This is a genomic window from Pontibacter aquaedesilientis, assembly GCF_014773225.1.
Taxonomy (GTDB): Bacteria; Bacteroidota; Bacteroidia; order Cytophagales; family Hymenobacteraceae; genus Pontibacter; species Pontibacter aquaedesilientis.
The window spans coordinates 793,451-807,603 of the sequence record NZ_JACXAJ010000001.1 but is presented as its reverse complement, the minus strand read 5'-3'; the positions used below and the strand labels follow the sequence as shown (position 1 = coordinate 807,603).

The window sequence follows — 14,153 nt, the reverse complement described above, 5'->3', positions numbered from 1 at the left end:
TCTGTCTGTTTAAAATTAGAAATTTATACCTATACCTACGTTAGGGCAGGCTCTCCGTTAACTCCCAGGCACTTTTATAGGCGCCGATGCTTTCCACGTAAGTCAGCAACTCTGCGAAAAATGGATTCAGGGAAAGCGTGGCACTGTCGCCAACGATGATCAGTTTGCGGCGGGCACGGGTCATGGCCACATTCATGCGCCTCACATCAGCCAGAAATCCGATTTCGCCCCGCTCATTGCTGCGCACCAGGCTCATACAGATGATATCGCGCTCCTGCCCCTGAAAACTATCTACCGTGCCGATGGAAAGTTGCCTTTTACGGAACAGTTCCTGGAGGCGCGGGGTATGCTCCACTTTGTCCTGCAGGTAGTTGATCTGTGCCCGGTAGGGGGCAATTACGCCGATCTTCAACGGAGCCACTTCATCATCTTCGTCATAGTCCTGCAGTAACCTTGACAGGTGGTTGATCAGCAGGTCGGCCTCCTCCGGGTTAGCGGAACTCAAACTGTCAGGGATTTCGGTTTCGTTGTAGCCACAGCCTGCCGTATCGATAAACTCCACGGCCATGCCCGGTGCGAACAGGCTGCTATACCCATGCAGGTCGCTGCTGTGTACGCTTTCGTGCGCCACCAGCTCGCCACCGTAGAACTGCCCGTTCGAGAACTCCATGATATGATGGTGCATACGGTACTGCGTTTTCAGCATAACCGAAACCTCCGGCTGCCGCTCAATGCACTTTTCAAACAAGGTCGTACTCAAGCCGCCTTTGTCAGCCTCCAGCGACTTGATGGTAGGAGGCAGCTGGCAATGGTCACCGGCCAGCACCACCCGATTGGCCCGGCTTATCGGAATCCAGCAGGCCGGCTCCAGTGCCTGGGCAGCTTCGTCAATGAATACGGTATCATATTTCAGGTGGCGGATGGCTTTGTTGGCGGCTCCCACCAGAGTACAGGTTATCACCTGCACATGGTCCAGCAAATCATCGGTGATGTAATGCTCCACATTATCAGCTTCTTCCAACAAACGATGGCTTTCCGATTTGTATAACTGTCGCTGCGCCCGCTCCTGATGTCCGAACTTGCGCTTGAACTGGAAGGCCATTCGCTTGTACTCCTCTGCGGTTTTCCGAAGGTTTTTCAGGTCTTTGTAAGCGCGGTGCGCCATTACCTGGGCATCAAGCGTGTGTTCCAGCAGCACATCCGAAACCCGCGAAGGGTTGCCAATCCGGATCACGTTTATACCTTCGTTAGCCAGTTTCTCGGTCAGCAGGTCAACCGCCGTGTTGGAAGGGGCCGTAACAAGCAGTCGCTTCTGGGTTTTGAGGGTATGAAGGATGGCCTGCACCAGGGTAGTGGTTTTACCGGTTCCCGGAGGGCCATGTATGATGGCGACATCGTTTGCCTGCGAGATCTTCCGAACCGCCTCGTTCTGCGACCCGTTCAGTTCCTGAATCTCCTCCATCGGTGCATTGGTAAAGGAGGCCGATTTCACGCCCAGCATAATATCGCGCAGTTCAGCCAAACGACTGCCTTGCGCTTCCTGCACCTTTTTCAGGGCAATCTCCATTTCGCGGTAGCTGATCTCATCAAAAGTAAGCTCAACACCCAAGCGGCCATTGTCTATCCAATCAGGCAGATCTTCCTTGTTGGTGGCAAACAGTACTTTGTTACGCTTTACACTGAGCACAACGCCGCTGAGGTTGGTGCGCTCACCACTGTTGGAGCCGCTGTTGGTAAAGAGGGAAGCTGTTTTGCCGGGTTGGAAAAGGTGCAGCTGGTCACGGTCTGAGGTGCGCTCCAGTTCGAGCACTACCTTGTTGCCAAAACCGATTTCCTCTTTGGAGATCACTACCGGATACCAGCACAGGCCCATAGCCTTGCGCTCGGTGATGCTGCTTTTGAGCGCCTTCAGCTTGTATTGCTGCCGGTCTTCTTCCTGTTCTATTTTAAGCAGTTCCTGTACCTGCTTCAGTTCTTTGAATATATCGATCATTCGTTGTCCAAAAAGAAAGGCTGGTTTTAAGCGCCAGCCTTTGAAATCGCTTTTGTTATAAACATCATACCTCCGTTAGAGGCATCGTTTCATAACAAAAATTGTGCTTTAATTAATTCCAGCCTATACCTAAACAAATCCGCTATTACGCTAACCCTTGTCTGGTTGGTATATAAGCAGCAGCTCTAGAGCCTTACGCTTTCTTGCGTTTTTTGGTAGCAGGTTTTCTGCTCAAGCGAATCTGCAGGAACACGGCGTAGAGGAAAAGCACAAAAGCCAATACACTCATCACGGCAATCACGCGGTCCTTTCCGTAGCGCACCTCGTCTGTTCCTTTGAGTTGCTCCTGTAAGTCCAGAATCACGCGTTCCCGTTTTTTAGCCTGACTCTGCAAAGTGCTGATCTGGCCCTGTAAGTCAGCTATCTGACTGTTGATCAGGCGCTCATCCTGCTGTATCTGTTTGCCGGCACGCTGATTCTCTACTGTGCTTTGGGCAATTTTGCGCACGCTGGCTTCCTTCACGGCCGCTATCAGTTCAGAGTCCTTTCGGATGATTTCCTTCAACGTATCGATGATGTTGAGCAGGTCTTTTTTGGACTGCTTGCCCCAGAAATTGCTGTTCTGTTGGCTGTAGTATTGGTATTCGAGTATGAGCTGCTCACGATCGCTCATCAGTCGGGTTAATTTGTCATCCTGAGGCGGAGTTTGCGATTGTTCCTGTGCCTGAGTCCCCACAAACCAAAGGCAGCAAAAGAACATTGCCAGTAGTTTCTTCTTCATCATAAAAAGAGTTGCTATACTTTTAACACGCAAATATGGGCATCCTTATTGGAATAGGCGCAATTTATTTTCGAGCCGGTTTGTAAAAAAAGAGGATGAGAACGGGCAATAGCAGCAGGTCGGCCGCTACCGCAAAGAGCAAGGTCAGGCTCACAAACACCCCTACATAAAAGGTCCCGTCAAACGAGGACAGCACAAGGGTCAGGAAGCCGGCAACCAGTATGCAGGAGGTAATAATAATGGCTTGCCCGGCTGATATGATCGTCCGTTTGATGGCATATGGCAACGACTTACCCTGTTGCAATTCCAGCTTTAGTTTACCTAGGAAATGGATGGTGTCGTCGACGGCGATGCCAAAAGCGATGGTGAAGATGATCGAGACAGAAACGGTCATGTTGATTCCCAGGAAGCCCATGATGCCCCCGATCATCAGCAACGGAATGATATTCGGAACAAGAGAAATGGCGACCATGCGCAACGAACGGAAGATGATCCCAACCAACAGGGCTACGACCAGAAAGGCGATGAGCAAGCCCTGCATCATGTTGCTAACTACATACTCATTGTTCTTGTCGAGCATGACGGCGCTGCCTGTAAGCCGGGTTTGCAAAAGCGCGGGATTGATGTATTGGTCAATGAACAACTCCAGTGAGTCATTGAGTTCGGCGGCTCTCACGCTCCCCACATCCGTCATTTTGCCCGCCAACCGTCCTTCCTGTTGGTCATTCGTCACCACCGACCGTAGTTCACTCCGTTTGTTGAACGTGTCTAACCGCCGTTTCACTTGTTGCATACCTAGCGGACTTTCCGGCAAGGTATAGTAATTGTTCAGGCCGCCGTTCAGCGCCCGGTTGATGGTGCGCACCACCGTTGCCGGGGAAGTGATGAAGTTCAGGCCATAATCCTGGTAAAGGTATGTCTCGATCTTATTGACTTCCTGTAGCACTTCCAGGTCATTCATGGTTTTACCGGGCCCGGCGATCAGGTGCAACTCAAAAGGACGGACGCCTGAGAACTTGTCTTCAAAGTACTGAAAATCCTTGATCACCGGGTCATCGTCCCCCAGGTCTTCGAGCAAAGTGGTATCTACCCGTATCAGGCTGATGCCCATCATGGATACCAGCACAATGGCCATACTGGCATAAAGAATCGGTTTGGGCTTGCGCAAGACAAACCCATAGAGGCGGCGCAACAGGAGGGGCCAGGAAATGTCAATTCGCCGGGCACGTTGTGGGTTGGGTCTCTTGATCAGAAGCAGGATAGCCGGGAGCACTGTAAAAGCCAGGATAAACGCCAGGAAAATCGATATAGCCGTGAATACTCCAAACTCCCGGATCGGCACAATGGAAGTGGTCAGGAGGGTCAGGAAACCCACGGAGGTTGTCAGGGAGGTCAGCAAGGTGGCCAGGCCTACTTCCCGTAGCGTGGTTCGCAGCGCCTGTATCTTGGTGGCGCCCTGGCCAATCTCGGTGATGTAGCGCGACATAATGTGGATGACGTCTGACATACCCACCACAAACATAATGGTCGGCAGCAGCACCGTCATGATATCGATCGGTTTATCGAACAGGCCCATCACCCCGAGACTCCAGACAACAGACAACAGCACCACCACCAAAGGTACAAGCACACCCCAGGCTGTACGGAAGGCAACCCAGAGAAACACAATGACCAGCACAATGGACGCTGACATGAACACGGCCAGTTCGATCTTCATTTTTTCGATGAAAACAGCCTGTGCCAGGGCTTTGCCAGCCACGTGGTTTCGACTCAGTTTAAGGTGCTCCAACTGTTGATACATGGCCGCAATCAGCGTATCGCTGGCTCCTTTGCTCAGGTCGTCGCTGGTTTGCACAAACAGCGAAACGGCCGTGGCGTCTTCCGAAAAGAGCGTTCCGACCAATTCTCGGCTACTGTAGATCATGGCCGAATCCAAGGTATAACGCTCGGGTTCGGACACATGCAGGTAGGGAATCTCGAAATAACCAAACTGCTCCACGATCGGGCTTTTGACCGTGGTAGGAGAGAGTACCGATTCCACGTGCGGTTGGCGTTGCATAAATCGTGTCAGGCTGTCGACCCGGGTCAGGAAATCCTGGTCAAATATGCTGGAGCCATTGTCGAGCCCGATGAGCAGGTAGTCGTTGTCGTTTCCAAACTTATCGCGGTAGCTCAGGTAGTAGGCCAGGTCCGGATCACCCTTGGGAAAGAAATTATCGAAGTTATAATCGAATCGTAGGCGAGATGCGAAAAAAATACTCAGCGCCGTGAGAATGCCGATAACGGCAAGGACAAGAAAACTGCTGGATCTGTGGCTCAAGGGTTTAATAAAATGATAACAGTCATTTCAGACTTTTGATACTTCTTGTATATTTACTCACACAACAGCATACGGACATTTTCTGTTTTAACAATATTAAAACCTACCGAATGAAAAAAATTGTATTGGCATTGGCACTGTCAGGATTTGCTGGTGCAGGTATAGCCACACCAGCCCTGGCCTGCGAAGGCGGTAAATGCACCATGGAGCACACCGACAAAAATGGAAAAACCAAGAAAGGAAAAAAAGCCGCTGCAAAGGATGAAAGCTGCCACATGACGGCTACTGCAGGCACGACTTCTGAAGCGGGTAAAACTCCCGTAAAATCTTGCTGCGCTAAACCAGAGGCTTCCAAAGCTGAATCTGGAAAAGAGACAAAAAACCAGCGCTAACCTGCTCAAGATACGAAATAGCCGGTATCGGCTGCAAATGCAGTGAGTACCGGCTTTTTGTATACCTATACCTTAAGTGATGCTTGCTACTGTTCCTATACCTTATTTCAGTAGGCTTACCCTGAATTTTCTGCCTTTGATCTTTCCGGTTGCGAGGGCCTCTACGATTTGGTTTGCCTGGCTGGCAGGGATCGCCACAAAACTGGCCTTGTCCTGCACCTCTATACGCCCGATCTGATCTGCCTTTAATCCTGCGGCTGCAATAAGCGCCCCCACAATGTCACGCGGGCTCAGTTTGTCTTTACGGCCGGCGTTGATGTGCAAGGTGGTAAAAGCTTCTGTCACCTCCGGCTTAGCCTCGCTTGCTCGTGTGGCCAGCGCATCTGCAGACAACCATTCGTCCATACGCACCAAACCCCATTCTCTGAGTACTTTCTCGTCCCGCTGCGTCGCCATGGTATATACCACGCCGCTTCGGCCGGCTCTGCCGGTTCGCCCGCTTCGGTGCAGGTATGCTGCTTCATCGTCGGGCAACTCATAATGTATAATTGTATGAAGGGCTGCGATGTCCAATCCACGTGCTGCCAGATCGGTGGCTGCTAATACCTGGGTGGTTCCGTTTCGGAACAACGTCATCACCTTATCGCGGTCCTGCTGCTCCATACCGCCATGCAAAGCCCGCGCTCCGAATCCGTGATTGGCGAGCATGGCAGCCACATCGTCGGAAGCACCCCGTGTATTGCAAAACACAACTGTACCGGCTGGGTCTATACCTTGCAGCAGGTGGATGAGGGCTTGCTGCTTTTCTGGCTGGGTTACTTTTATACCTATCAGCTTCACCTGATCAGGTATAGCGTGTGGTGACACTTGCACAAACTGCGGATTTTTTAACGAATCGCTGATCAGCTGTTTAACCGGGTCGGGCATGGTGGCCGAGAAAAGTACGGATTGCCGTTTGGCAGGCAAAGCTTGCATTATCTGATCAATCTCATCCGCAAAACCCATCTCCAGCAGTTTGTCCGCCTCATCCAGTACCAGTTGCTTTACGCCACTCAGATCCAGAGTTTGGCGGTAGAGGTGGTCTGTGAGGCGGCCCGGTGTGCCAACCAGTACCTGTGGCGGGAAAGCCAATGAAGCTCGTTCCTGCGAGAAGGAATGCCCTCCATAAAATGCGCTGATTTTTAAATTGTTGACCTGTTGTGCCAGTTGCTTTAGTTCATGCCGTACCTGCACGGCCAATTCGCGGGTCGGTACCAATATAAGCGCCTGCACATATTGCTTGTCTGTGTCAATTTGCTGCAAAAGTGGCAATCCGTAGGCCGCCGTCTTCCCGCTGCCTGTCTCTGCCTGACCGGCTACGTCCTGCCCCTTTAGCAATAGTGGTATAGCGGCCTGTTGTATAAGCGTAGGCGTATGGAAACTCATCTCATCCAGACGTTGTACCAGGGCGGGAGAGAGGTTGAAATCAGCGAAAGTTGACATAAAAAAGCGTGTGTGAATTGCAAAGGTACGGATTTTAACACCGGTTTACTTCAAATCATTCCTACTCAACCAAGCCCTTTACATTCAACCTGTAGTCTTATACCTATTGTGTCTAGTTGCCTGATACTAAAATATACCCTTTCAGTTATTTTGGAAGTAAGAAGACTATGGGCAAAGATTTAAAGTTTGTAAAGCGATTAACTTTTTGGCTTTTATTTCTGGTTTTGCTGGTTTTTGTATTGGTAGAGGCTCGGGAGTTTCTATACCCATTGGTAATTGCGCTGTTATTTTCCTATCTGCTATACCCGATCGTAAAGCGGATGGAGAACTGGGGTGTTCCCCGGATACTGGCCAATATTGTGACGATCGTCATGACGGTGGCACTTTTTGCCGGGCTGTTGATCCTCCTCTACAAACAACTCTCTGTTTTTTTAACTGATTTCCCCGACCTAAAAGATAAGGCATTATTGAATATTGATCGCTTGCAAGTCATGATCGATCAGAAGCTGGGCGATAACAATCATGCCAATGAACGTTGGTTGCGCATGCAGGTCAGTAATTTTTTTGACCTCATTGGCTCTGCCATTGCCGAGGTTTTATTGGCCACAACCAGCACTCTTACCAAATTAGCCCTGATACCGGTTTACATGTTCCTGATGCTATATTATCGCAATAAATTTGAAGCCTTCATTCTGAGGGCCGTGTCGCCTTACCGAAAAGAAAAGACGAAGGCAATTATTGATGAGTTATCGCAGGTAACCATTCGCTATATGGGAGGGGTGGTAATCGTGATACTGATACTATGCTTTATTAACTCGATAGGGCTGCTACTGATAGGCGTTGAGTACGCCATTCTTCTGGGAGTTATTTCTGCCTTTATTAACTTTATACCTTATTTTGGAACACTCATTGGAGGGGCAATCCCTCTATTTTATACCTTAATTGTGCAGGGTGATCCCCAGAAAACGCTTGCTGTTCTTTTATTCTTCCTGGTGGTGCAGTTCACAGAGAACAATATTCTGACACCCAACATTACGGGCAGTCGTGTGAACATCAATCCTATGTTTACTATATTGAGTATTATCGTGGGTGGCATGATTTGGGGTTTGCCCGGCATGTTTGTGGCCGTGCCTTTGCTGGGCATGTTCAAGATTTATTGCGACTTCAACGAGCGAATGAATTCATATTCCTACCTGTTGGGCACGGAAGGCACTGAAGAACATGCCTTGACTCTCGACAAAATCCTGCACTTTTTTAGAATAAAAAAATAGTGATGTACAGATAACGACAGCCTTCAGGTATGGCTTGTTATTTAAGAGGTAGCTACTGCAGGACTTTCGGATACTTGCCTCTTAATTGAAGTGATGATCTTGACGGTTTGAATATCCAAGTTGTGTTTATAGCTACCCCATAAAACAATGTTCTGATAGGCAGGTTACTTTACTGAATAGATTGTATCAAAGAAGGTAAAATGCATGGCATAATTTATGTTGGGCAGTTTGCAACTGTTTGGCACTTCGTGGCGTCTTCCAGTTTGAAAGAGTTTTTCATCGTTTCCTGTTTTTTCACTCATTTAGAGTTTAGTCAAGGTTTGTCTTCTACCATTTTCACCTCATTTTTCAGGCGCCGTATTGCGCAACCTGTGTTAAACCTGCTACGGCAAGGCATGACACCGCACAAACTGGCTGTTACGGTTGCGCTTGGATCTGTAGTTGGGGTGTTACCGGCTCTGGGCATCACAACGATAGTGGGCACGGCACTTGCTGCCCGCTTCCGTCTGAATATTGCCGCTACGGTATTGGTGAGCTACCTGGTGCAACCGCTCCAATTACTGCTTATTATACCTTTTGTCAAGGCAGGCATTTCTATGTTCGGACTCGATGAGCTGAAATTCTCGCTCGATGAAATGATCGCCATGTTCAAACTGGACTGGCTTGCTGCCCTCAACAAACTATGGTTGGCAAACCTGGCGGCTGTTTCGGCATGGGCTCTGCTGGCTATACCTGCAGGTATAGGTCTGTATTTCATCCTGTTGCCTTTATTCCAAAGATTTTTACCCCAACCGCAGCCACTTGTAGTTGCGACGCCACTCACAGGTATAACAGAACCTGAGGCACTGCCATAAGGTACACTTTCCGGTATTAAAAAAATAGCCAGCTCCTTTCGGGGCTGGCTATTCTGTTTTAAGGCAAAACGGGCTTAAGCATTTTCCAGTATTTGGAACAGTTCATCCAGTTTCGGCGTCAGGATGATCTCTGTACGGCGATTTTTCTGCCGCGCTTCCTTTGTCTTGGCGTTGTCCAGGGGCACGTAAAGGCTGCGTCCGGATGGCGTCACACGCTCTGACTGTACACCTGATTGCGTCAGGATTCGGGTAATTTCCGTAGCGCGAAGCACGCTCAGGTCCCAATTGTCCTGCATGCCTACCGTACCGCGAGCGATCGGCACATCGTCTGTGTGGCCTTCCACTACCACGTTCACATCCTGCTGTTCTTTCAGCACGGTGGCCAGCTTCTTCAGAGCTTCTACACCTTTCGGGTCTACTTTTGTGGAGCCTGAGTTAAACAGTAGCTGCTCTGCCAGCGACACGTATACCTTGCCATTTCGGATATTCACGGTCAGGTCTTTGTCATTGAAGCCCAGCAAGGCGTTGCTCACTTTGGCGCGAAGTGCATTTACGGCCTTGTCTTTGTCGTCCAGGATGCGCTGCAATTCAGCCAGGCGCTGCTCGCGGGCTTTCAGGTCGGCGTTGAGTTTATCAATCTGCGACTTGCTCATGTTCAGGGTTTCTCCCAGGGCTTTGCCTTCTTTCAAGGCTTGCTGCAAACTTTGCTGGTACTCGGCTTTCTGTTTTTCGAGTTCAGCGCGTTCCTGCTCTAGTTTGGCTTTTTCATTTTCCAGGGCTGCCTTCTGCTGCTCCAGCGTCGATTTCTCCTGCTCCAGGCCAGACTTGTCTATTTCAAGCGCATTTTTCCGGGCCATCAAATCATCATATTTCTTTTTGGAAACCACGCAGGAGGAAAGCGAAAGACTTCCGACAAGTAGCAGGGCGGAGACTTTGTAAATATTCTTCTTCATATCAATAAAATAAGGTTGGTAAAAGGGTGTTTGTGGGGCAATCTGCTTTTCTAATTTGACTGCTGGGTATCGTTCTTAAAGATTCCCATCGGATCAGGCATCCGGGCCATTAAATCAGCCAGAAAATTATAGTCCAAGGTTAGCATATCAATATCACGGCTCTGATGCAGATAATCCCAGGCTTCGTCGTATTTCTTTTGATGGTATTTTACCTTCGACAGGTTGAATAGGGCATAAGCATTAGTCGCGTCTGCCGCAACAGATTGCTCCAGGTAAGAGAAGGCCTGCTTCAGGTGCTTCTTCTTTTTAGAGGAATCATACAGGTTGAGGTAAGCTGATGCTGCGTCAGCCAGCAAAAGGGAGTTCTTCGGCTGGTATTTCAACGCCCGCTCATACATCCCAATCGCCTCTGTGGCGTTGCCCTTGCCTTGCTCTACCAGACCGAAAGCCCAATAAGTGTTGGCATTGTCCGGGTTCAGGAGCCAGGCCAGATTGAAGCGGTATACGGCCGTGTCGGTCTGCCCTTCGTTAAAATACTCCCAACCCCGTTCCATGAAAAAGTTGCTGGCCTCAGTTCGGCTGGTGAAGTTCTTGTCGCAGCTGGTTAGGAATTTTTCGTCGGCTTTCTGCTGCGCTTCGGTCTTTGGCTGTTTGCCAAACATCGGCAACACCTTAGGGTGAGGGGTAGGGGCCTGGGCAAACAAAGCAGAAGCGCTCAACAAAATGATGGCGGCTGCCAGTGCTAATCTATTCATGCGGTGTAGTTCAGATGATGTTATGGTTTGTATTGAAATCTAAAAATACACTACAAGGCATTAATTAACAAGTGTAGGGCCGGGCTATCGCTGGTATTTCCCGGCCGGGTCTTGTTGTTTTTTCAGTAAGGCGGCTATGAATCCAGCATCAACCAGGCTTTGGTCTTTGCTCAGGCTCTTGTGCAGGTACTCCCACGCCTTGCCATATTCCTGAAGATAATAACTGTTGATGGCGAGCTTGTAGTAAACAGCTGCCTGTTCGGGTGCGAACCTGATGGCTTTCTCGAGCAGTTTCCTGCTTTGCAACAGGTCCTCGGGGTTGCTTTCTGCATAGAAACGACCCAGGTGACTGGTGGCGACATCGGTAAGCAATCTGGGATTATGCTGATCTTTCTCAAGTGCCTTGTAAAGTATGAAAAGCGCTTTGTCAAACTCTTTCTGCTGGCCGTATACCAGGCCATAGCCCCAATACACATCGTTGTTGGTGCTGTCCATGAGCCAGGCGCGGCCAAACAGGAAATTGGCAGAGTCGAGTTTCTCTTCGTTGAAATTTCGCTTGGCTTCCATGGCGTAATAGGCCGAGGCGGCCTGCCGGCTTTTAAAGCGCTTGATATTCTTATACAAAAATTTTTTGTGCTGTTGCCTTTCCTGAACCGTATTAGGATTTTTAACCGGCACCACATCGGCCAGCGTGTATTCAGGTATGGGGTTCTGTTTGTTTTCAGTAATGGCATTCTGCGAGCTACAGGCACCAAGGCCTATGGTTGCTGCTATACCGGCTGCGATAATCCAGCGTTGCATGTATTATTTTAAATTGGTTAGGCTATTAACGCACAACTACCCCCAATAGTGCCTTACCTGTTTATTCCTTAAAACTCAAGATGGCTGCATAACCTAATTTCAGAATTTCTAAATATTCACGACAAGAGACGTATTAAAAGCGACATATTTCGTATATTTGTAAAAAGATACGTATGGGACGAGCCTTAAAGATAGACGAAAGCATCCATTATGGGTTGATTGACGACAGAGATGTGTTTATGCTGATCAGCACGGTACGCGAAGGTATAAAGTATACCTTGTTTCAGAGCATCGCCGACAAGAGCCCTTTCAGTACCAGCGAGTGGTCTTCCTACCTGCACCTGTCTGAGCGCACGTTCCAAAGGTATAGAAAAGAGCAGCGCAAGTTCGATCCCCTTCACTCTGAGAAAATCCTGGAAATTACACTGGTCTACAACAAGGGCATAGCGGTGTTTGGCGACAAGGATAATTTTGATGCCTGGCTGGAAGCAAAGAACATCGCATTGGGAGGTATACGCCCTAAGGAATTGCTGGACAGTACGTTTGGCATCGGCCTGATGCGCGACGAACTGACCCGCATCGAACACGGCGTGCTGGCATGATCGTATACCGCCTCAGCAAAGGTACATACCGGAACGACCTGTCAGGGAAAGGCGCCGAATTGGCGGGGGGACGCTGGAACAGCAAAGGCACTGCCATGCTGTACACCAGCGAATCCATTGCGCTCTGCGCCGTAGAGGTGGCCGTGCACATGCCCCTGGGTATCATACCCAAAGACTATCACCTGGTGCAGATTGAGATACCGGACGATATTCCTCGGCAGGAAATAAGGGAGGCGGACCTGCCTGATACTTGGAAGTCTTTCCCCCATGCCAATGTGACGCAAGAGATGGGAGACAAGTTCGTGACTCAAGGCGATTACCTGGTGCTGAAAGTACCCTCGGCTACCGTGCAAGGCACTTTTAACTTCCTTGTCAATCCGAGGCATCCAGATTTCAGCAAGATAAGACTGTTGGCTACTGGCCCATTTGAGTTTGACAAGCGGTTGTTCATTAAATAAGGCACAAGCACTTTTCAGTTAAGCTCATAGGAAATTCCCATTTCAGCAATCGTGCAATTCCAACCTAACGAATCGGTTATCTTAAGCCGCAATGCATCCAGTGCCTGTGCCTCCCCGTGATTCAAGAATACCTGCTGCGGGGCTTCCTTAAAATGGCCAAGCCACCACAGCAGTTCAGCCTGGTCGGCGTGCGCAGAGAGGGAGGATATCTGGCGTATATCGGCTTTTACCTGGTAGTAATCTCCTTGCATCTTAATCTCTGTAGCGCCACTTGCAAGCAGATTTCCCCGTGTTCCCGGCGCCTGATACCCTACCAGCAAAATGGTACTCGTTTCATCATCCAGCAACCGTTTCAGGTAATAGAGCACACGTCCTCCGGTCACCATGCCACTCCCGGCAATCACGATCTTTGGACCCCTGTTATCAAGCACGCGCAGGGACTGCTGAAATTCCCGGATCACATGCACGTTGTGCATCATAGTGCGGCACTCCGAATCCGTCAGGCTGTGCCAATTGCGGTGATGCAGGTATAGCTCTGTCACGTCTATCCCCATGGGAGTATCGAGGTAAACAGGTATAGCCGGTATGCTTCGATCTTCACGCAAGGTGTTGAGCAGCAGCAGTAATTCCTGGGCACGCTCCACCGCAAAGCTAGGTATTACAAGCGTGCCACCTTTCTCATAAGTATGGTTCACCACTTCCTGCAACTCGTCGTAGGGCGACATCTGCTCATGCAACCGATCCCCGTAAGTTGATTCCAGCACCAGATAGTCTGCCTCTTTTATGAATTTGGGCGGGTCCATGAGCAGGGGCTTACGCCGGCCAATATCACCTGAGAAAACAATTTTACGGCCCTTGCATTGCAGTTCAACAAAAACGGAACCCAGAATATGACCGCTCTTACGGAAGCAGAATTTAAAATCCTCATTGATGATCACCCACTGCTCGTCCTCGTGCGTTTCGAACAGCGGCATGGTCAGGTCAACATCGTCGGAGGTATAGAGTGGCTTGGCAGGGTGGTGTCGCGAGTAGCCCTGGCGGTTTGCTTCGGATGCGTCTTCCTCCTGAATCTTGGCACTGTCGCGCAATATAATCTCGGTTACGTCGCGGGTAGGGGCTGTGGCATAGATGGGCCCTGTATACCCGTCCTTGGCCAACACCGGCAGGTAGCCACAATGGTCCAGGTGTCCGTGGGTGAGTATAATGGCGTCCAGTTGCGTGACATCCAGCGGCAACTCCTGCCAGTTGAGCAAGCGCAATTGCTTGATTCCCTGGAAGAGCCCGCAGTCGATCAGGACCTGATGCTGATCGTTTTTGAGCAATATTTTAGAGCCGGTTACGGTGCCTGCTCCGCCCAGAAACGTGAGCGAGATCGGGGAAGGGTCCTGAAGCATGTCATCCTGATTTGTATGGAGCGCAAAGCATTTTGTCAGTTGTACGGATTATTGACAACGATCTCTTGATGAAGCACATACCTAGGCCTATTTACTT

At 49.7% G+C, this 14,153-nt stretch carries 13 protein-coding genes; 5 read left to right on the top strand and 8 right to left on the bottom strand.

The window, feature by feature from the left end; all coding sequences use genetic code 11:
- Positions 1 to 40: 40 nt before the first annotated feature.
- The 3 genes from H9Q13_RS03545 to H9Q13_RS03535 form a co-directional block, all read right to left on the bottom strand.
- Positions 41 to 1,993, bottom strand: a complete 1,953-nt coding sequence (locus H9Q13_RS03545) for an AAA domain-containing protein (protein ID WP_191182356.1) — start codon at positions 1,991 to 1,993, stop codon at positions 41 to 43.
- 193 nt (positions 1,994 to 2,186) lie between these two features.
- Positions 2,187 to 2,777, bottom strand: a complete 591-nt coding sequence (locus tag H9Q13_RS03540) for a hypothetical protein (RefSeq protein ID WP_191182355.1) — start codon at positions 2,775 to 2,777, stop codon at positions 2,187 to 2,189.
- A 61-nt stretch (positions 2,778 to 2,838) separates the two neighbouring features.
- Positions 2,839 to 5,094, bottom strand: a complete 2,256-nt coding sequence (locus H9Q13_RS03535) for an efflux RND transporter permease subunit (RefSeq protein WP_191182354.1) — start codon at positions 5,092 to 5,094, stop codon at positions 2,839 to 2,841.
- Between the two features lie 110 nt (positions 5,095 to 5,204).
- On the opposite strand from H9Q13_RS03535, the gene H9Q13_RS03530 reads away from it, so the two are divergent.
- Positions 5,205 to 5,486 (top strand): hypothetical protein, encoded by a 282-nt coding sequence (locus H9Q13_RS03530; protein ID WP_191182353.1) that lies wholly within the window; start codon positions 5,205 to 5,207, stop codon positions 5,484 to 5,486.
- A gap of 102 nt (positions 5,487 to 5,588) precedes the next feature.
- Here the strand turns inward: H9Q13_RS03530 and H9Q13_RS03525 are convergent, their stop codons facing one another.
- The gene (locus H9Q13_RS03525; RefSeq protein WP_191182352.1) at positions 5,589 to 6,968 is read right to left on the bottom strand and encodes a DEAD/DEAH box helicase; all 1,380 of its coding nucleotides are present in this window, start codon (positions 6,966 to 6,968) and stop codon (positions 5,589 to 5,591) included.
- Positions 6,969 to 7,135: 167 nt separating this feature from the next.
- Between H9Q13_RS03525 and H9Q13_RS03520 the strand changes: the two genes are divergently transcribed.
- On the top strand, positions 7,136 to 8,239 hold the full coding sequence (locus H9Q13_RS03520; protein WP_191182351.1) for an AI-2E family transporter: 1,104 nt from the start codon (positions 7,136 to 7,138) through the stop codon (positions 8,237 to 8,239).
- 320 nt (positions 8,240 to 8,559) lie between these two features.
- Complete coding sequence (locus H9Q13_RS03515) at positions 8,560 to 9,093, top strand: DUF2062 domain-containing protein (protein ID WP_191182350.1); 534 nt, start codon at positions 8,560 to 8,562, stop codon at positions 9,091 to 9,093.
- Between the two features lie 74 nt (positions 9,094 to 9,167).
- On the opposite strand, the gene H9Q13_RS03510 is transcribed toward H9Q13_RS03515, so the two are convergent.
- From H9Q13_RS03510 to H9Q13_RS03500, 3 genes are all read right to left on the bottom strand, one after another.
- On the bottom strand, positions 9,168 to 10,046 hold the full coding sequence (locus H9Q13_RS03510; protein WP_191182349.1) for an OmpA/MotB family protein: 879 nt from the start codon (positions 10,044 to 10,046) through the stop codon (positions 9,168 to 9,170).
- Between the two features lie 50 nt (positions 10,047 to 10,096).
- Entirely contained in the window at positions 10,097 to 10,801 is a 705-nt protein-coding gene (locus H9Q13_RS03505) for a tetratricopeptide repeat protein (RefSeq protein WP_191182348.1), read from the bottom strand.
- Positions 10,802 to 10,885: 84 nt separating this feature from the next.
- Positions 10,886 to 11,602, bottom strand: a complete 717-nt coding sequence (locus H9Q13_RS03500) for a tetratricopeptide repeat protein (RefSeq protein ID WP_191182347.1) — start codon at positions 11,600 to 11,602, stop codon at positions 10,886 to 10,888.
- A gap of 173 nt (positions 11,603 to 11,775) precedes the next feature.
- Here H9Q13_RS03500 and parS point away from each other — a divergent pair, with 173 nt between their 5' ends.
- Positions 11,776 to 12,204: a type II RES/Xre toxin-antitoxin system antitoxin gene (gene parS / locus H9Q13_RS03495; RefSeq protein WP_191182346.1), complete on the top strand. Its 429-nt coding sequence runs from the start codon at positions 11,776 to 11,778 to the stop codon at positions 12,202 to 12,204.
- A complete protein-coding gene (locus H9Q13_RS03490; RefSeq protein WP_191182345.1) occupies positions 12,201 to 12,662 on the top strand; it encodes an RES family NAD+ phosphorylase in 462 nt (153 codons plus the stop codon). The genes parS and H9Q13_RS03490 overlap by 4 nt, the downstream gene beginning before the upstream one ends.
- 14 nt (positions 12,663 to 12,676) lie before the next feature.
- On the opposite strand, the gene H9Q13_RS03485 is transcribed toward H9Q13_RS03490, so the two are convergent.
- Positions 12,677 to 14,056: an MBL fold metallo-hydrolase RNA specificity domain-containing protein gene (locus tag H9Q13_RS03485; protein ID WP_191182344.1), complete on the bottom strand. Its 1,380-nt coding sequence runs from the start codon at positions 14,054 to 14,056 to the stop codon at positions 12,677 to 12,679.
- Positions 14,057 to 14,153 lie beyond the last annotated feature (97 nt).